Origin of the sequence: Niveibacterium sp. (assembly GCF_041909475.1) — a bacterium.
GTDB lineage: Bacteria > Pseudomonadota > Gammaproteobacteria > Burkholderiales > Rhodocyclaceae > Niveibacterium.
The window spans coordinates 33,077-51,620 of the sequence record NZ_JAYRDJ010000007.1; the positions used below are offsets into that span (position 1 = coordinate 33,077).

General features: G+C 64.5%; 14 protein-coding genes. 6 read left to right on the plus strand and 8 right to left on the minus strand.

The genetic code is table 11. The features are described 5' to 3' along the window. Positions 1 to 148: 148 nt before the first annotated feature. Entirely contained in the window at positions 149 to 2,149 is a 2,001-nt protein-coding gene (locus ACE3P0_RS07070; protein WP_374401280.1) for a site-specific recombinase, read from the minus strand. A 157-nt stretch (positions 2,150 to 2,306) separates the two neighbouring features. On the opposite strand from ACE3P0_RS07070, the gene ACE3P0_RS07075 reads away from it, so the two are divergent. Then, on the plus strand, positions 2,307 to 2,510 hold the full coding sequence (locus ACE3P0_RS07075; protein ID WP_172203054.1) for a DUF2116 family Zn-ribbon domain-containing protein: 204 nt from the start codon (positions 2,307 to 2,309) through the stop codon (positions 2,508 to 2,510). A 33-nt stretch (positions 2,511 to 2,543) separates the two neighbouring features. Next, positions 2,544 to 2,750: a DNA-directed RNA polymerase subunit omega gene (gene rpoZ / locus ACE3P0_RS07080; protein ID WP_374401282.1), complete on the plus strand. Its 207-nt coding sequence runs from the start codon at positions 2,544 to 2,546 to the stop codon at positions 2,748 to 2,750. A 70-nt stretch (positions 2,751 to 2,820) separates the two neighbouring features. On the opposite strand, the gene aceK is transcribed toward rpoZ, so the two are convergent. The 6 genes from aceK to ACE3P0_RS07110 all read right to left on the minus strand — a co-directional run bounded on the left by aceK (position 2,821) and on the right by ACE3P0_RS07110 (position 13,665). After that, the gene (gene aceK / locus ACE3P0_RS07085; RefSeq protein WP_374401284.1) at positions 2,821 to 4,623 is read right to left on the minus strand and encodes a bifunctional isocitrate dehydrogenase kinase/phosphatase; all 1,803 of its coding nucleotides are present in this window, start codon (positions 4,621 to 4,623) and stop codon (positions 2,821 to 2,823) included. Between the two features lie 91 nt (positions 4,624 to 4,714). Continuing rightward, a complete protein-coding gene (locus ACE3P0_RS07090; protein WP_374401286.1) occupies positions 4,715 to 5,983 on the minus strand; it encodes a diguanylate cyclase in 1,269 nt (422 codons plus the stop codon). A gap of 100 nt (positions 5,984 to 6,083) precedes the next feature. Next, complete coding sequence (locus ACE3P0_RS07095) at positions 6,084 to 8,198, minus strand: prolyl oligopeptidase family serine peptidase (RefSeq protein WP_374401288.1); 2,115 nt, start codon at positions 8,196 to 8,198, stop codon at positions 6,084 to 6,086. A gap of 114 nt (positions 8,199 to 8,312) precedes the next feature. After that, the gene (gene tssA / locus ACE3P0_RS07100; RefSeq protein ID WP_374401290.1) at positions 8,313 to 9,386 is read right to left on the minus strand and encodes a type VI secretion system protein TssA; all 1,074 of its coding nucleotides are present in this window, start codon (positions 9,384 to 9,386) and stop codon (positions 8,313 to 8,315) included. A gap of 83 nt (positions 9,387 to 9,469) precedes the next feature. Next, a complete protein-coding gene (locus ACE3P0_RS07105) occupies positions 9,470 to 12,529 on the minus strand; it encodes an efflux RND transporter permease subunit (RefSeq protein WP_374401292.1) in 3,060 nt (1,019 codons plus the stop codon). Next, complete coding sequence (locus ACE3P0_RS07110) at positions 12,526 to 13,665, minus strand: efflux RND transporter periplasmic adaptor subunit (RefSeq protein ID WP_374401294.1); 1,140 nt, start codon at positions 13,663 to 13,665, stop codon at positions 12,526 to 12,528. The genes ACE3P0_RS07105 and ACE3P0_RS07110 overlap by 4 nt, the downstream gene beginning before the upstream one ends. A gap of 353 nt (positions 13,666 to 14,018) precedes the next feature. Here ACE3P0_RS07110 and icd point away from each other — a divergent pair, with 353 nt between their 5' ends. The 3 genes from icd to rimI all read left to right on the plus strand — a co-directional run bounded on the left by icd (position 14,019) and on the right by rimI (position 16,501). Continuing rightward, positions 14,019 to 15,266, plus strand: coding sequence for an NADP-dependent isocitrate dehydrogenase (gene icd, locus ACE3P0_RS07115; protein WP_374401296.1), 1,248 nt, complete (start codon positions 14,019 to 14,021; stop codon positions 15,264 to 15,266). A gap of 84 nt (positions 15,267 to 15,350) precedes the next feature. Then, the gene (gene tsaB / locus ACE3P0_RS07120; RefSeq protein ID WP_374401298.1) at positions 15,351 to 16,040 is read left to right on the plus strand and encodes a tRNA (adenosine(37)-N6)-threonylcarbamoyltransferase complex dimerization subunit type 1 TsaB; all 690 of its coding nucleotides are present in this window, start codon (positions 15,351 to 15,353) and stop codon (positions 16,038 to 16,040) included. Then, a complete protein-coding gene (gene rimI / locus ACE3P0_RS07125; protein ID WP_374401300.1) occupies positions 16,037 to 16,501 on the plus strand; it encodes a ribosomal protein S18-alanine N-acetyltransferase in 465 nt (154 codons plus the stop codon). Before tsaB ends, rimI begins: the two co-directional genes overlap by 4 nt. Positions 16,502 to 16,519: 18 nt before the next feature. Here the strand turns inward: rimI and ACE3P0_RS07130 are convergent, their stop codons facing one another. Further along, positions 16,520 to 17,134 (minus strand): TetR family transcriptional regulator, encoded by a 615-nt coding sequence (locus tag ACE3P0_RS07130; protein ID WP_374401303.1) that lies wholly within the window; start codon positions 17,132 to 17,134, stop codon positions 16,520 to 16,522. A gap of 189 nt (positions 17,135 to 17,323) precedes the next feature. On the opposite strand from ACE3P0_RS07130, the gene ACE3P0_RS07135 reads away from it, so the two are divergent. Further along, positions 17,324 to 18,538, plus strand: coding sequence for an efflux RND transporter periplasmic adaptor subunit (locus tag ACE3P0_RS07135; RefSeq protein ID WP_374401305.1), 1,215 nt, complete (start codon positions 17,324 to 17,326; stop codon positions 18,536 to 18,538). Positions 18,539 to 18,544: the final 6 nt, after the last annotated feature.

The following is an 18,544-nucleotide window of genomic DNA, read 5'->3' on the forward strand; positions in this document are numbered from 1 at the left end:
GGGCACCCCCTTGGGGGGCAGCGCACGCTTCAAGCGTGGGGGCCGGGCCATGGGCGCGCTCCAGACGAATTCGGAAAAACCGCAAATTATACAGTGCAAGGCCCGGCCCACGTGAGGCCTTGCCTGGATTGGGCTGGCGCCCCGGTGCTTACTGCCCCGGCGGGCGCCGGGGTGCTTTCGGTGGCACCAGCAAATCGTGTGGGCGTCGGGCGATGTGCTTCAGCACCCGCCCGAACAACTGCCGGCTGTAGCCGAAGCGCACCTTGCGCGACTTCATCGCGGTGTAGAGCGCAAGGCTGAAGCTGACCAGCAGGTTGGTCAGGCCGATCGCCGCAACGCCGAGACCGCAGCTCACCAGCAAGTAGAGCGGCACGTCAAAGCCAAGCGCCGTGATGCCGTACGCGAAGTTGGCTGCGCCGAAGGTGACATGGCGGATATCGAGCGGCAGGCCAAGCATAAAGCCGATCGTGCCCATGCAGCCAAGCATGCAGCCGAACAGGAAGTTACCCATCAGCGCTCCGAGGTTGTTCTCGATGTAGCCCGCCATGCGGTTCAGGCGCGCCTCACCAAGCCAGCGCCGCAGCCGCGGGATCTGGCGGATGCGTTGCGGGATCCGCGCATAGACACATTTGTTGTCGTAGTAGCCCGAAATCAGGCCCGCCAGGAACAGGCAGACACCGGCCACTGCAGCATGCGGAATGGCCATGCTCATTACCGGGCGCAGGTCGTGCAGCAGCAAGTCGGCCTTGGCGGCGTTAACCATCGGTTGTCCGAACACGTACGGCCAAGCAAAGCCGATACCGAGACAGACCCCAAACGCAACGACGACGTTGCCGAGGATCGCGATGAACTGGCTGCGAAGCACGTCGATGATCAGCGTTTCGAGGCGATCAAGCGGTGGCTTGCCATCCTTGGCTTCGTCCATCGTCGCCGCGATCAGTGCTGCCGTCATGGCGGGCTGCTTGGTCGCGATCGTGAAGTGGAACAGGTGCACCACGATGAAGCCGAGGCCGTAGTTCAGGCTGAACGCGATGGCCTCCCACAATGGTGGCAGATGCGCCTTGGCGGCGAAGATCTTGATGATCGCCATGAACGCGACGATCAAGCCGGCACCCGCGGCAGCGCGGAAGAGCTGGTTCTGCTCCGCAGCGTTGCTGGCTACGTAGTGTTCGCCGGTGCGGCTGGCGTGTTCCGTCACCTGCAAGGCGAGCAGGTCGGTCACCCGTACCAGCACGGCGCGCACGCTGTTCTTCTCCGATTCGTGCTGCAGCAGTTCGCGGAAGAAGGCCAGCTTGCGTTGTTGCTGTGCTTCCGAGCTGTCCGGCGCCGCAAGGTGCACCAGCACGCGCATGCGATCGATGGTTTGGCCAGCGCGCTGCGCGTCGTAGGTCAGCGCGATGCTGGCGCCGCCCTGGCGTGCGAGTTTTCGGATCCGGGCGATGTGCTTCTCGCACTGGTCGAGCAGCACATCGAGATGGCTCGCGTCGGGCCAAGGCAGGGCGGGGTCGGCGAGCGTCGCGAAGGCGGCGGCGGACCAGGCCTGGACTTCGTCTGTCTGCGCGACGAAGGGCGATTCGCGCGAGGCGGCGTCGCTGTCGTAGCGCAGGAAGTCCGGTTCCAGGCCGAGCGATGCGAGGCGGAACGAAAGTATCCGTAGCGCTTCGATCATCTCGCCATCCATCCGGCGCTCGTTGGCGCTGTGCGCAGCGCCAAAGCCGATCACTTGCAGCAGTTCAACGACAACCTGCTCCGGCAGTTCGGTGATCCAGTGCTGATCGCGTGCCTCGCGGACCAGCGCGGCGAACAGATCCTGCAGGTAGGTATCGTCGTGCGCTGGGGGCAGAATCTTGGCGACCAGGCGTTTGGTGATCGCGCCGACGATGCTGTCGTTGGTCAGGATGCCGAGGTCGGCGAACAGCGAGCGCTGAACGCGCGTAGCGAACACGCCGGAGAGGTAGCTGCGCAGGCCTTCGGCCAGGTGCGGCCGCGTCTGCAGCACCGAGATCATCGCGCGCAGCCGCTGGGTTGCTGCGCCGGGCGCTTCGAGCTCGCGCGGGCGCAAGCTGGCAATGATCTCCAGCAGCGCATCGGCCGAACGCTTGTCGGGCGAGGCGGCAATGTCCTCCAGTATCGGTACGAGTGCTCTCATCGGGTTCTCGGATACACGCAGGACGGACTATTCTGGCACACTGTTGGAGCGCGATCCGCTTCCCGGCGAGACGTCAGCCTCAAAACTTGGTAAAGTGCCGCCCCTTTCGCGGGTGGCATGCATTGCCTCCGTTTCCAGATTACGGAGACGTACGAAGATGGATGAAGCAGACGTTGCCCAGCAAGAAGTCGAGCTGAGCCTGAAGTTGGCGCTGGAGCGCAAGGAGCCTTCGCTGGCTGCGACCGGCGTGTGCCACTTCTGTGGCGAAACGCTGACCGAAGGGCAGAAATTCTGCGATAGCGACTGCGAGGAAGACTACCGTCGTCTGCAGTGGCAGAAATCACAGCGCGTTCGCGGCTAAGGCCGTAACACGCAAGTATCACAAGGAAAAGACATGGCCCGCATCACGGTTGAAGATTGCCTGAAGACGATTCCGAATCGTTTCGAAATGACCCTCGCTGCCGCAATCCGCGCGCGTCAGCTTGCCCGTGGCCACACCCCGCAGGTGGATGGCAGCAAGAACAAGTTTGCTGTGACCGCACTGCGCGAAGTCGCCTCCGGTCACGTCGACCGTACGATCCTCTCGAAGCTCGAAGCCTGACGGCTTCCGGCGGACGCCAGTTCGCCCCTGACTGAAACGGCCGCTTTCGCGGCCCCCTCAGTTGAGTGTTTCAATCCTCAGCCTCGGCGAGAAGCTCTGCTTCTCCGGCCGGGGCTTTGGCCGTTTCCGTTGCGTAGAGCTGGCGGAAGCGTAGGCGCTGCGGGTAGGGGAAGAAGTCTTCGACGTAGCCCTCACGGATCTTGCGCTGGGTCTCTTGCCAGAAGGTGGCGTCGAGCAGATCCGGGTGGTACTTCATGAAGGCTTGGCGGACTTTCGGCAGGCCGAGCAGGAAGGTGCCGAATTCCTCCGGGAACACGTCGTTGCGGGCGACCGAGTACCACACCTCGCCACTCATCTCGATATCTTCGTTGGGTGCAGGCGGGATTCGACGGAAGTTGCAGTCCGTCATGAACTCGATTTCGTCGTAGTCGTAGAACACGACCCGGCCGTAGCGGGTGACACCAAAGTTCTTCCACAGCATGTCGCCAGGGAAGATGTTGGCCTGCGCCATCTCGCGGATCGCACTGCCGTATTCCTGAACCGCGTGGTCGGTCTGTGCCGCGTCGGCTTTCTCCAGAAACAGATTCAGCGGGGTCAGGCGGCGCTCGATGTAGAGGTGCTTGATGACGATCGTGTCGCCCTCTTCCTCGACACTTTCGCTGCAAACGTCGCGCAGTTCTGCCACGAGGTCCGGATGGAAGCGATGGCGGGGTAGCGCGACGTCTGAGAACTCGAGCGTGTCGGCCATGCGGCCCACACGGTCCACCTGTTTCACCATCTGATACTTGCGTTTGACGATGGCGCGGTCCATTTCCTTCTGGATTGCGCGCTGGTCCTTGATGATCTTGAACACGTAGGGATACGAAGGCAGCGTGAACACCGCCATCACCATGCCGCGGATACCAGGCGCGACGATGAACTGGTCGTTCGAATGCAGCAGGTGCGCGATCAGATCGCGGAAGAACATCGTCTTGCCCTGCTTGCCGAGGCCCAGCATCGTGTAGAGCTCGCTGCGCGGCTTGTTCGGCATGATCGAGCGCAGGAAGTGCACATAGCCGGATGGCACTTCCATGTCGACCAGGAAGTATGCGCGTGACAACGAGAACAAGAGCGAGATCCGCCACGGTTCGAGCAGGATCGTATCGATGTACAACCGCCCTTCGGGGTTGTGGCGCACGACCACGGCGAAGGGGGTTTCGACATAGCCGTTGATCGCCTTGCCGATGATGTAGGCGGCCTTGTTCCGGTAAAACGGCGAGTAGAGCACCTGAATCTGGCTGTTCACCTCGCGCGCAGGCCATTCGCCTAGATGCGCCTCAACGGTGCGAAGAATGTGCTCGACGTCGCGGTCGAGATCTTCGAATGGCACCTGCCACGCAAAGTCTTCGATGATGCGTTTGACGCTGGCCCGCATCCCCCCTTCGTGGGGGTAATAGCTTGAGTAGGTGGGTGGGTACGACTGGATGTACTCGGTCGAAATCGCCGGCCGCGCAAAGATGTAGTCGTTGTGAAAGTAGGTGCGGTGCAGGATCTTGCAGCACACCGAGTTGAAGAAGGTCTCGGCCAGCTCGGGCTGCTTGTGGTTGATCAGAAAGCCGATGTACAGCAGTTTGGCTTGTTGCCAGGTGCGATCGTCGATGCGATCGGCGTGGAATTCGGCGTGCATGCGCATCACCGTTTCGTTCACACGATCGTCGTAGAACTGCACCCGTTCCCGTACCGCCCGCAGCTCACCCTGCCAGTCGGCCTGTTCGAAGCGCTGTTTTGCGCTGCGAGAGGTCTCGCTGAAGATGCGGTAGTGGCGGTTGAAGCCGTCGATCAGCGCTTGCGCAATGGCCAGCGCGGTGTTGTTGTCCGCTGCCGGAACGTCCATGCCGTCTCCCCCGGTGGTGTCCGTTTGTGCTCTGCACACAAGGGGATTCTAGCCCGCTGCGCATGGGCTCGGGGATGCGTGGTTTCCCGCGCTACTGGTGCGCGATCACCTGATTGCGGCCATGCTGCTTGGCCTGGTAGGCAGCGGCGTCCGCGCGCCGGAAGAGGGTATCGAAGTCTTCGTCGGGTTTCAAAGCCGCCACGCCCATGCTGCAGGTAACCGGGATGTCGCTCGGGCGGAGCCCTTCGATGTGCCGCCGCATGCGGTCGGCGCCAAGCGCCGCTTGCTTGACGTCGAGGCCCGGCAGCAGCAACAGCAACTCTTCGCCGCCGTAGCGAACGGCAACATCCTCGGCTCTTGCGCCGTTGCGCAGCACGCTGGCTACGGCGATCAGTACCTTATCGCCCGCGGCATGGCCAAAGGTGTCGTTGATACGCTTGAAATGGTCGAGGTCGATCAGCACCAAGGACAGCGGTTTGTGCGTGCGCTGGCTTTCTGCCATGAGTTCGGGCGCGAGTTCCTCTAGGCGGTGCCGGTTGTAAAGCCCGGTCAGGCGGTCGCGCTGGGCCATGTCCTTCACCATCTGATGCTGCGCATCGAGGCTCGCAAACAGGTCGGACAGGGTAATCAGGTTGCGAAGCCGGACTTCGAGTTCCTCGGGCAGTACCGGCTTGTGCACGAAGTCGTTGGCGCCTGCGCGCAGAATCTCGATCCGCTGGCCCGCGTTGTCGCTCGCGGACAGGGCAAGAATCGGCGTGCGCCCCGCGGCGCCGGGGCGCGCGCGTATGAAGTGGATCAGGTCGAGGCCCGTTTGCAGGCCGGCCAGAACGAAGTCGGTGACAACCACACTGAAGCTGCGATGGCGAAGCGCATCGACGGCGGCTTCAGCCGAAGCCTTGACCTCGACCGTCAGACCCATGTGTTGCATGATTTCGCGGCAGAACCGGGCGGTCGCTTCATTGTCCTCGACCAGCAACACGCTGCCGTTGAGCCGCCGGGTTGCGCTCGCTGTCCATGTATCGACGTACGCTTCAAAGGCCGCTTGGTTCGACTTGTGAAAACAGGCCGAGAAACCGGCGGCGAGCGCAGCGTCGATATGTGCCTTTTCGCGGTCGGACGTGATGGCGACGAAGCTCACCACGTTTGACCTCTGGCGGGCCCGGGCGCACATCAAAAGCTCGGTGGCGTGCATGTCGCCGAGTTCGAGCGCGACACAGGCGAGGTCGAAATCTTCGCGTTCCAGTGCGATCAAGGCTTGGCAACCGTTCTCAACGGTCTGCACCTCGATGTTTCGCGCCAGGAAGATCGATCCGAACACGTTGCGCATGAAGCGCGATGGGTCGGCAACAAGTACTTTCACGCGGGCTCCGGTGGGGTGGCAGGGGCGATACTCCACCCCGCACAGCCACGATTACGGCAGGCGAGCCAAAATCCTTGAAGGCTCGCCTGCCGCAGGGCGCTCAGCGTGTCGGCTGGAAGGCCGGATCGCCCATCTGCCAGAGGAAGAACGACCACACGTCCGCCGTTTCGTCGAGCGCCTGCCCGACGTTCGAGCCGATGCCGTGGCCGGCGTCGTAATCGACGCGCAGAATCACCGGTTTCCCGTTCGGGTTGGCGGTTTGCAGCCGCGCGGCGAATTTTCCGGGCAGCCATGCGTCAACGCGTGGATCGTTCGCACCGGTGGTGACGATGACGGCCGGGTAAGCCACACCATCCTTCACGCGGTGGTACGGGCTGATCGCGTACATCGACTTGAAATGGTCCGGGTTCTTGACGGTGCCGAACTCTTCGATGTTGGGCGGGCCATTCGGCGTGGTTTCCATGCGCAGCATGTCTGAAATGCCCACTGCGCTCTGCGCCGCGGCCAGCAGATCCGGGCGTTGTGTGATTGTGCCGCCGATGGTGATACCGCCTGCGCTGCCACCAACGCCCGCCAGCGTTGCGGGTGAGGTGTAGTGGTTCGCGATCAGCCATTCCGCGCAGGCGATGAAGTCGCTGACGGTGTTCTGCTTGGTCTGGATGTAGCCGCCCTGATGCCAGTCTTCGCCCAGTTCGCCGCCGCCGCGTACATGGCAGACTGCCTGCACGCCGCCGCGCTCCAACCACGCAAGCCGGGTAGCGGCGAAGCGTGGTTCCATCGAGATACCGTAGGCGCCGTAACCAGACAGGATGGTCGGGCGCTTGCCGTCATGCGCGACGTTCTTCTGCGACAGGATCGACAGCGGCACCATCGTGCCGCCATGGCTCTTGACCATCACGCGCTGGGCTTCGACGCCCGAGGTATCGACCTTGAGCGGTTTCTGCAAGCTGGTCGTTTCCGCGCGTTTGCCCGTGATCTTCAAGACTTGAGCCGGGCGCGTCCAGCCTTCCAGGCGCACCAGCACGCTGCCGTCGTTCCCGGGGCTGATCTCGCGCACAGTGCCTTCGAATGGCAGTGCAACGGTGCTGAGCTTGCTCGCCTTGTCGAGCCTGAAGAGCCGGCTCACGCCACCGTCGAGCGCCTTCACGAAAACGGCGTCCTTGGCGGCCATGGGTGCCTGCAGCACCGCTTCGCTGGCCGGCATGGCGACGGTGGCCTTGCCGCTGGCGAGGTCGTACTTGAGCAACTCGCGGCGTGACGCACGCTTCTGCGATACCGCATAGACGGCGGAGCCCGACAGCACCGCGTGGGTCACCTTGTCGTCCGGGTTGATGATTCGCCGCCACGGGGTATTGCCGCCTTTCACCCTGTCGAGCGGTGCGATCCAGTACGAACGATTGACCGAGTCGCCATGCAGCACTTCGGCGAGCACCCACTTCGAGTCTTTCGATGTCGTCAGGTAGGGCAGATCCGCCAGACCGAACTCGCGCGACGGCGTGGCACCCCAGCCGAACACGGCCACATCCTTCGCCGGATCGTCGCCCAGGTGGTGCAGGAAGACTGCGCTCTTGTTGTAGCGTTCGTCGGCAGGGTGGCGGTTGTAGTAGAAGCCTTTGCCGTGCGGCAGCCACGCGATGCCCGGCTCGTTGAGCCCGGCGCGATCGATCGACTCGCCGAGTAGTTTGCCGCTTGCCACGTCGATGATGCGCAGCACACTGTTTTCCGAGCCGCCCATCGAGATGCCGACGGCCAGCAGCTTGCCGTCGGGCGAGGCGCTGTACCAGTCGATTGCATGGTGGCCGCCTTCGCCGGGCATCGAATCCGGGTCAAGCAGCAGGCGTTCGGCGCCTTCGCTGCCCTGGCGCACCCACAGTTTGCGGGCGTTCTCGCCCGGTGCACGCTTCAGGTAGAAAACCTTGCCCGCCGCCTGTTCGTAACCGCCGGTGACCTCGCCGAGGTCCGCCAGCTCACCGAGACGCTTGCGCAGCGCATCGCGGCCGGGGATCTTCGTCAGCACGCCGTTGGCGTAGTCGGCCTGCGTCTTGAGCCATGCCTGAAACTCTGAGGACTTCATGTCCTCCATCCAGCGATACGGATCGACCACGCTTACCCCGTGGTAGACGTCGGTGACCGGAATCTGCGGTGTCGCAGGCGCTGCGGCGAAGGAACAGGTCGGCAGCGCGATCAGCGCGGCAGCGAGGGCATGGAATCGCATCGTCTCTCCTTGTGGGAAGGCCGTATCCCGGCGCAGGGGTGCGCCGGGCGGCAACGGAGCAATGCTACGACAGGCGCCGCGTGGCGCGATGTCGTTATGTATCGGCGGCGGGCTTCAGCGGGCCACACCCAGCAGTTCGTCGATGTGGGCGAGGGCCGAGTCGTCCTTCACCACTTGGCGCAGCCAGTCGTGCAGCGGCATGTTGGCCCAGCTTGCGGCCTTGTCGGCCAGATAGGCGACCGGGCTGTGCGGTTCGGTGCGGCGGAAGTACTCCGCCACCTGCGTCAGCATCGCGACCGCTTCGGTGCGCGTCATCGCCCCGGCCTGCCGCGGCGCATGGTGTGCCGCGGGGGCGTGCGCCGGATGCGGCGGGGCGTCGTTGGCGGGCGCCTGGCTGACCAGGGTGCCGGCGCTGCCGCCGCGTTCCATGATCAAGCGGCTGACGAGGTGGTGGATGCGTTCATGCAGTTCGCGTAGCAGCCGGAAGGAGGGCGCTTCGTCGCCCAACACGGTGTCGGCGGCGCGATCCAGCGCGCGGATCGCAGCATCGAGCGCATCGAGTGCGCCACGAGTGGCTTCGAGGCGGGCAAGTGGCGTCGCGCGTGTTGCCGCCTCCCACGCAACCGCCAGTTCGGCGTGCTCATGCGGTTCGCTGTCCTCACCGCGGCCGCCGGCAGCGCGGGCGCGCTCATGGTCGTCCCAGCTCAGCGGGCTGCCGTCACCTTGCAGCAACGGTGCGGTCTTGACCACGTCGAGCGCACGCTGAATCAGCCAGCCCAAGGCGCCGGCACGTTCTTCCGTGTCGCCGCCTTCGGGCATTGGGTGCAGCGTTTCGGGGAAGGCGTCGAGCAGGCCGGCCGCCAGCTGCAGCCCTTCGGCGAGGCCGCCGAATCCATGCAGGCGGCCGTTTGCTTCGGCGAAGCGGGCGGCGACGCGCAGATCCTTGGTGCGCTGGGTTAGCAACGCGGTGGCGACGTCGATCACGCGGCGCCAGTCGGCCACCTTCAGCGTCGTGACCCATTCGCCTTGATCGAGCGAGGGGTCATCTTCGCGACGCGCCTCATCGAGTGCGTCGAATTCGCTGGAAAAGGACATGTCCTCGCCGGTGCTGTTAGCACCCGGCAGCGGGGCGAGCAAGGGAAGGAGTTGAGGGGCGAGCGTGCTGGCGGGATCGATCGGTGCGTTCATGGGGCGAATCTCCGGGTAGTCCCGGAGATTCTAATGTCATGCCGCTGTTCGCTCCCGTGATGCCATTCGCATCGCAGGGCGGATCACGCTGAGGCCAGTTTCGGTTTTGCGAAGCGGGCGCGCAGGTCTTCGAAGCCGAGGTAGATCACCGGCGTGATGAACAGCGTGATCAGCTGCGAGAAGATGAGGCCACCCACCACCGATACGCCAAGCGGCTGGCGCAGCTCGGCGCCGGCACCGAGCCCGAGCGCCAGCGGCAGCGCACCCGCCAGCGCGGCGAGCGTGGTCATCGTGATCGGCCGGAAGCGCAGCGCGCAGGCCTGGCGGATCGCCTCCAGCGGTGTTGCACCGCTGCGCTGCGCCTCAACGGCGAAGTCGATCATCATGATCGCGTTCTTCTTCACGATGCCGATCAGCAGCACGATGCCGATGCTGGCGATGATGGTGATCTCCATGCCGAACAGGCGCAGCGTGAGCAAGGCGCCTACCGCGGCCGACGGCAAACCGGCCAGGATGGTGATCGGGTGGATGTAGCTCTCGTACAGCACGCCCAGCAGCACATAGATCACCAGCAATGCGGCGATGATCAGCACCACCTGCGCCCCTTGCGATTGCTGAAAGGCCGCCGCGTCGCCGGCGAACGCGGTGAGGATACCGTTCGGCATGCCGATGCGCTTTTCCGCTTCGTGCAGGCGTTTCGTTGCTTCGCCCAGCGCCGCACCCGGCGCGAGGTTGAAGGACACCGTGACCGCTTGTAGCTGGCCCTGGTGGTTCACCGCGGTCGGGCCGGCTATACGCTGCACGGTGGCCACGTTCGAGAGCGGCACCAGGCTGCCGTTGGCACTGCGAACCTGAATGCGGCCGAGGGCGCGTTCGTCGCGGCGGAAGGCGTCTTCAAGTTCCAGGATCACCTCGTAGCTGCCGCTTGAGGTGTAGATCGTCGAGACCTGCCGATCGCCGAAGGCGCTGTAGAGCGCGGTGCGGATGTCGGCGAGTGCGACGCCGTAAAGATTCGCGCGTTCGCGGTCGACATCCAGCCGCGCATTGAGCCCCTTGAGCTGTGAATCGGTGGTGACATCGCGGAACAGCGGGTCGGCCGAGAGGGCTTGTTTCAGTCGATCTGCCCACGCGGTCAGCTCGCCGCCATTGACGCTTTGCAGCACATACTGGAACTGGCTGCGCGATTGCCGCCCGCCTAGCCGCAGGTTCTGCGTGGGCGTGAAGTACACGTCGATGCCGGGCAGCTTCTTCGCCTCCTTGCGCATGCGCTCCACGATCACCGGCATCGCATCGCGCTCGCTGCGGGGCTTGAGTCGCAGGAACATCCGCGCGTTGGTTTCGGAGACCGATGCGGCGAAGCCTTCCACCGCGGGGTCGCTGCCGATCACCTTCATCATCCGCTCGGCGTGGCGCAGCAAGGCTTCGTACGACGCGTCGCTCGACGCTTCGGCAGTGACCTGGATCTGGCCGATGTCTTCCTGTGGGAAGAAACCCTTCGGGCTCGCCGCGAACAGCCACACGCTGGCGAAGATCGTCAGTACCGCGACCGCACCGACTGCGATGCGATGTCGCAAGGCCAGATCCAGACTGCGTGCATAGCCCCGCTGTACGCGCTCAAAACCGTGCTCAAAGGCCAGCAGCATGCGGTTCTGATGCTGCTCGGCTTCCGGTCGCAGGAAGCGGCTACCCATCAACGGGATCAGCGTCAGCGACACGATTGCCGACACGATGATCGCCAGCATCACGACCACCGCAAACTCATGGAAGAGCAGGCCGATCACGCCCGGCATGAAGAAGATCGGGATGAACACCGCGACCAGCGACAACGAGATCGAGATGATCGTGAAGCTCACCTCGCGCGCACCGGTGACGGCAGCCTGCATTGGCGGCATGCCTTCTTCCACATGGCGCACGATGTTCTCCAGCACCACGATCGCGTCGTCCACCACAAGGCCGACGGCGAGGGTGAGGCCCAGCAGCGAGATGTTGTCGAGGCTGTAACCCAGTACGAACATCAGGCCCAGCGTGCCGAGCAGCGAAATCGGCAAGGTGACCGATGGGATCAGCGTGGCGGCGGCGTGGCGCAGGAACAGGAACATCACCAGCACTACCAGCGCGATGGTGCCCATCATGGTGAGCTGCACGTCGTGGATCGCTTCGCGAACCGATACCGAGCGGTCGTTGATCACTTTGATCTGCACCGATGCCGGCATCTGCGCCTCGAGTCGCGGCAGGATCGCGCGGATCGCGTCGACGGTGGCGACGGTGTTGGCGCCTGGCTGCTTCTGCACCGCCAGCACGATCGAGCGATGACCGTCTGCCCAGCTGGCGGTGGTGGTGGTCTCGATCGAATCGACCACCTTGGCGACATCGGACAGCCGCACCGGCTGGTTGTCCCGGGCGGCGACGATGATCGACTGGAACTCTTCAGCGTGGCGTAGCTGGCGGTTCGAGTCGAGCACCAGCGTCTGGTCGGGGCCGCGCAGCACACCCAGTGGGGAATTCGAGTTCGCCGCCTTGATCGCGCTCGCGAGTTGATCCAGGGTCAGCCCGCGTGCCGCCAGCTTGTCGGGATCGGCCTGAACCCGCACGGCGAACTTCTTTTGCCCCCAGTTCATCACCTGGGCAACGCCATCGATCGTCGATAGCGTCGGTGAGACGAGGTTGTCCGCGTAGTCGTTTAGTTCGGAGAGGCTCAGTGCCGGCGCGGTGAGAGCGAGAATCAGGATCGGCGCATCCGCTGGGTTGAGCTTGCGATACGACGGAATCGAGGTCATTTCCGTCGGCAGCGAACGCTGCGCGCGCAGCAGCGCGGCCTGCACATCACCCGCAGCCGCATCGATGTTGCGGTCGGCCGCAAACTCCAGCGTGATCGAGGTGTTGCCGAGCGTGTTGCTCGAACTCATCGTGACCAGCCCGGCGATCGTCGAAAACTGCTTTTCGAGCGGCAACGCAACCGATGATGCCATTGTTTCAGGGCTTGCCCCTGGCAAGGTCGCATTGACGTTGATCGTGGGGGTGTCGTAACTCGGCAGCGCGGCCACCGGTAGATAGTGGTAACCCAGGATGCCCGCCACGACGGCGGACAGCGACAGCAGGACAGTCATCACCGGCCTGCGAATGCAGAGCTCCGACAGGTTCATTGCTGCACTCCGGCTTTCGGGCCGCCTTTGCCTTGTTCCTTGTCCGCATCGCGCAGTTTGGTACCGGGGCGCAGGTTCTGGCCTCCGACGGTCACGACTTTCGTGCCGGGCTCCACGCCATCCAGTACGGCGTACTCCGCGTCCTGATAGAGGATCTTCACCGGCAGGGACTTGGCACGACCATCGGCATCCGCAGCGAACACGAACTGGCCGTCAGGCCCGACCTGCACTGCGGCCAGCGGCGCACTCGGGGCGTCGCGGTAGGCGTCGAGCGTCAGCCCGACGGTGACTTGGGCGCCGGGCCAAAGACGCAGCTTCGCGTTGTCGAAGCGCGCTTTGACACGAACGCCCCCGGTGCTGCTGTCGACTGCGCTGTCGATGAAGTTGAGCTCGCCTTGCTGCTCACCCTGATCATCCTTCGCCAGCACATGAACCGGCCCCTTTGTTTGGGCTGCGCGCAGTCGGGCGAGTTGCGCTTCGGGCAGCGAGAACGCAATGTCGATCGGGTCCAGCCGCGTCAGCGTCGTAAGGGCTTGGGCGCTGCCCGGTTGAACCAGACTGCCAACGCGCACATTGATCAGGCCCACCCGGCCTGCTTGCGGTGCGGCGATCACGCCGTAGTCGGCGGCCACCTGGGCTTCGGCGATGGCGGCGCGATCGGCGGCGACCGTGGCTTCCAGCGCGTCGACGTTGCTGCTGCTGGCGTCGACAACACCTTGCGACACGAAGCCGCGCGATTTGAGTTCGATGTTCCGCGTCAGCGTGCGTCGGGCATCGGCCAGCAGTGCTTCGTCCCGCAGGTGCTGGGCCTTGAGTTTGTCCAGCGCGGCGCGTTCGGCACGGCCGTCGAGCCGGAAAAGCGGGGTACCCGCCGCAACCGTGTCGCCTTCCTTCACCAGCACCTCGCGAATCGTGCTGGAAATCTGCGCACGCACCTCCACGCTGCTCACTGGTGTGACAAAGCCGCTGGTCTCGAACACGACCGGGATCGTGCGGCGTTCGACCGCCGCGAAACGCACGCTGATGGTCGGGTCGCCGCCCTTGGCGTTGCCGCTCGGAGCAGGTTTGAAGTAGGCATAGCCGGCGACGCCAGCTGCCAGTGCGAACGCCGCAATCAGGAGTTTCTTGTTGTGCATGGGGGTCGGAGTCGCGAAAAAGGTGCGCCCGGAAAGCGCCGGGGCCCCACATTTTGCCAGTGCAGATGGTGAGCGGATGTGACTCGCGGAAATTGAGTTGGTTCGCAATGTAATGATTCCGCCGTTGCGCGGATGGCACGCCTTGGTGCGGTGCCGCGAAATCGGCGATAATTCAGCGCTTGGTCTGCGCGACGTTCGTGGCGCGGCCTGCAGCGCAGGGCCACGGCCACCCTCAAAGGCGGGGGCGGATCGTGGCGCGGGGGGACGCATCGCCGTGCAGCACGCGGCGATGCGACGCGCACCAGCCTTGCCGACAATACATCCAACGACCCAATCCTGAGGAAGCAACAGTCATGAGCGCCCAGTCTTTGATCACGGTCCCGGCCGGCGGCCAGAAAATCATTCCCGGTCAGCCGACTCCCAACAACCCGATCATTCCGTTCATCGAGGGGGACGGTATCGGTGTCGACATCACCCCGGTGATGATCAAGGTGATCGACGCTGCGGTGGCCAAAGCCTACGGCGGCGCGAAGAAGATCCACTGGATGGAGGTCTACGCCGGCGAGAAGGCGACCGTGAAGTACGGCCCGGATCAGTGGCTGCCCGCTGAAACCTTCCAGGCGCTGAAGGACTACTCCGTCTCGATCAAGGGCCCGATGACCACCCCGGTCGGCGGTGGCATCCGCTCGCTGAACGTGGCGCTGCGCCAGGAACTGGATCTGTACCAGTGCGTGCGCCCGGTGCAGTACTTCAAGGGCGTGCCGTCGCCGCTCAAGCAGCCGGAACTGACCAACATGGTCATCTTCCGCGAGAACACCGAAGACATCTACGCCGGCATCGAATGGCAGGCGGAGTCCGAGCCGGCCAAGAAGATCATCAAGTTCCTGCAGGACGAGATGGGCGTCAAGAAGATCCGCTTCCCGGAAACCTCGGGCATCGGCATCAAGCCGGTTTCCAAGCAGGGTACCGAGCGCCTGGTGCGCGCTGCGCTGCAGTACGTGATCGACAACGACCGCAAGTCGCTGACGATCGTGCACAAGGGCAACATCATGAAGTTCACCGAAGGTGGCTTCCGTGACTGGGCCTACGCACTGGCGAAGAACGAATTCGGCGCGGTGGAAATCGACGGCGGCCCGTGGTGCAAGTTCACGAACCCGAAGACGGGTCGTGAAGTGATCGTCAAGGACGCTATCGCGGACGCCTTCCTGCAGCAGATCCTGCTGCGCCCGGCCGAATACGACACCATCGCCACGCTGAACCTGAACGGCGATTACATCTCCGATGCGCTGGCCGCACAGGTCGGTGGTATCGGCATCGCGCCGGGTGCGAACATCTCCGACAAGTACGCCTGCTTCGAAGCCACCCACGGCACCGCGCCGAAGTACGCCGGCAAGGACAAGGTGAACCCCGGTTCGCTGATCCTGTCGGCTGAAATGATGCTGCGCCACTTGGGCTGGAAGGAAGCCGCCGACCTCGTGATCAAGGGCATGGAAGGCGCGATCGCCGCCAAGACCGTGACCTACGACTTCGCCCGCCTGATGGACGGCGCGACCGAAGTGTCGTGCTCGGCCTTCGGCGACGCGATGATCGCTCAGATGTAATCGCTGCCGGTTTCCGGTGAGCAACGGGCGCCTTGCGGGGCGCCCGTTTTCTTTGGTGCCACCTCCGCTTGATATCATTCGCGCATGAACTGGCTTGCAATAGAAACCTCAGGCAATACCTCGTCGGTCGCGCTGCAAACGGGCGACGGCATCGAAAGCCGCGTGCTCGGTGGCGGCAATGCGCCTGCTTCGGGCGAAGTCATTGCCAGTATCTCGGGCCTGCTCGCCGATACCGGCATCTCCCTCGATCAGCTCGAAGGTATCGCCGTCAGCGTTGGTCCTGGCGCCTTCACCGGTGTGCGTGTGGCGTGCTCGGTGGCACAGGGGCTGGCCGTCGCGCGAGGTGTTGCGGTGGCGCCGGTCGTGTCGCTCGACGCGGTTGCGCACGCCGAGGCGGCCGACACCGTGCTGGCGCTGCTGGATGCGCGAATGGGCGAGGTCTACTGGGCGCGCTACCGGCGCGACGCCAGCGGGTTGCTGCAACGCGAAGCGATCGGCGTTTGCGCGCCGGACGCGCTGACGCTGCCCGACGGGGAGCGTTGGACAGTGTGTGGCGCGGGCTTTACTGAATACCGCGCCTCGTTCGCGCCAGCCGTGTTGACGCTGCTCGACGAGGGCGACGTCCGTGCGTTGCCCGATGCGGCCGGCCTGCTGCGCTGGTGCGCGGCGCATCGGCCCGAAGTGGTTGCGCCGGAGGCGCTCGCGCCGCGTTACGTGCGCGACAAGGTGGCGCTGACGACGGCCGAACGTGTGGCGAAGGCCATGAAAGCATGACGTCGGCGCTGCGGGTTCGCCCGATGACCGTCGACGATCTGGACTGGGTCTGCGAGGCGGAATCGGTGCTGCATGCGTTTCCGTGGAGCCGCGGGAACTTCCTCGACTCGCTTGAGGCGGGTCACGCTTGTTGTGTGTTGGAGCGCGACGATGCACCGCTCGGCTATGCGATCAGCCTGAAGATCGTCGACGAAGCGCATCTGCTCAACATCAGTGTGTTGCGCGCGGTGCAGGGGCAGGGGCTGGGGCGCTGGTTCCTCGACGTGCTCGGGCAAGGTTTGTGGGAACACGGCGCGCGCCAGATGTTCCTTGAAGTGCGCCCTTCGAATGCGCCGGCCCTGCGCCTGTACGAGCGCGCGGGCTTCGCGCCGATCGGCCGACGCCGCGATTACTACCCCGCGGCGGAGGGCCGTCGTGAAGACGCGATCGTGATGCGGCGCGAGCTAACGGCGGCGACCTAACCCGCAAGGCCGGGGCGCTTACGCGCTGGCCAGCCCCTTGAAGAACACGCGGGTGAGGTAGGGTGCCATGTCGGCGAGGTCGTAGTCGCCGTCGAGCACCCAGTCGCGCATCAGGCCGCCGACGAAGGCAGTGATGGCGACGGCCGCCTTCGCCGGGCTGGTATCCGGCGGCAGCTGGCCACGCGCTGCGGCGGCTACGAGCACCGATTCGATCTCGCAACGGCAGTTGCGTTTGCTCTCCTCCTCGCGCGCGAGGTACTCGGCGAATTCGGCTCCACCGTCGAATCCGCGGAAGAGGATTTCCAGCACGGCGCGCATCCGCGCATCGCCGGCAACCAGTTGCAGGATGCCGCAGGCCTGGCGCTCGAGTGCGCCGAGCGGGTCGTCGCCCGATTCCGCCGCCAGCGTGTCGAGCATGGTTTCCATCGGTGACGTCGCGCGGTCACATACCGCCTCGAAAATCTCGGCTTTGTTCTTGAAGTGCCAGTAGACGGCACCGCGCGTCACGCCTGGTGCGCGCGCAATCATGTCCAGCGTCGTCGATGCGACGCCCTTGTCACAGAAGAGCGCTTCTGCCGCATCAAGCAGTTGCGTGCGGGTGGCTTCTGCCTGTTCTTTGGTTCGTCTGACCATGTTCTCTGTGTACTAAGGTGTGGTGTCGGCTGCGCTGATACGGGTCAAGTAGCGTGGGTGATACACAACGACACGATCAGTGATTTACAAACATTCGTGTATGTATCTAAAATCACCATCGTTTGTCAATTCGGATTGTCCCGGTACGCCCGGCGGCAACGCTTCTCTCCCCTTGCAGAGGACACCACCATGCATCCCTCCCGGATTTCTCCCCCGTCGGTGCGCAGCGCGATTGCGCTGGCGGCGCTTTCCGTTGTTTTAGTTGCCTGCGGCAAGCAGGGCGGCCAGCAGGGGCACGGCGGCATGCCGCCGGCCGATGTGGCCGTGGCCACCGTTGCGCTGCGCGATGTGCCGGTCGATTTCGAGTACGTCGGCCAGGTGGCCGGCTCGCGCGAGATCGAGGTGCGCGCGCGCGTCACCGGCATCATCGAGAAGCGCCTGTACGAAGAAGGTAGCCTGCTCAAGGCCGGCCAGCCGATGTTCCTGATCGACCAGGCGCCGTTCCGTGCGCGCGTTGCCGCCGCCGAAGCGGCGCTGACGCAAGCGCAGGCGCGCCTGAAGCAAGCCGAGCGCGAATACAACCGGATCAAGCCGCTGGCGGCCGAGCAGGCGGTGAGCCAGAAGGATGCGGACGACGCCGCATCGGCCTTCGAACTCGCTCGCGCGGCGGTGAAATCGGCTGAAGCCGATCTGACGACCGCACGCATTGACCTCGGCTACACCGAAGTCCGCGCGCCGCTTGGCGGTGTGGCGGGACGCGCGCTGAAGGTGGAGGGTGGGCTCGCCGCCGCGGGGGGGGACAGCCTGCTCGCAACGCTGGCGCAGACCGATCCGGCCCATGTGAACTACGGCGTTGGCGAGGAAGAAGCGCTGCGCCTGCGTGACGAAGCGAGCAACGGCAAGCTGGTGCTGCCCAAGGATGGCTTCGCGGTGAAGCTGAAGCTCTCCGATGGCTCGATGCTCGATCGTGTTGGCCGCATCGACTTCCACGACTACAAGGCCGATTCGAACACTGGCAGCTTCGCTGCCCGTGCGAGTGTGCCGAACGCCGACGGCAAGCTGGCGCCGGGCCAGTTCGTGCGCGTGATCCTGAGTGGCGCGACGCGCCCGCAAGCCGTGGTGCTGCCGCAGCGTGCGGTGCTCGATTCGCCGAACGGCAAGTACGTTTATGTGGTGGGCCAGGGTAAGGAAGGCGCGACGATCGCGCAGCCGCGTCCGGTGCAGGTGGGTGAGTGGGTCAAGCTCGACGGTGATCTGGCGAATGCCTGGGTGATTCGCGACGGCCTCAAGCCGGGTGACCAGGTGATCGTGGACGGCACTGCCCGCATCTTCTTCCCCGGCGCGCCGGTCAAGGTTGGCGGCGCTGCGCCGGTAGCCCAGTCCGCCCCGGCTGCCAAGCAATAAGCCGGA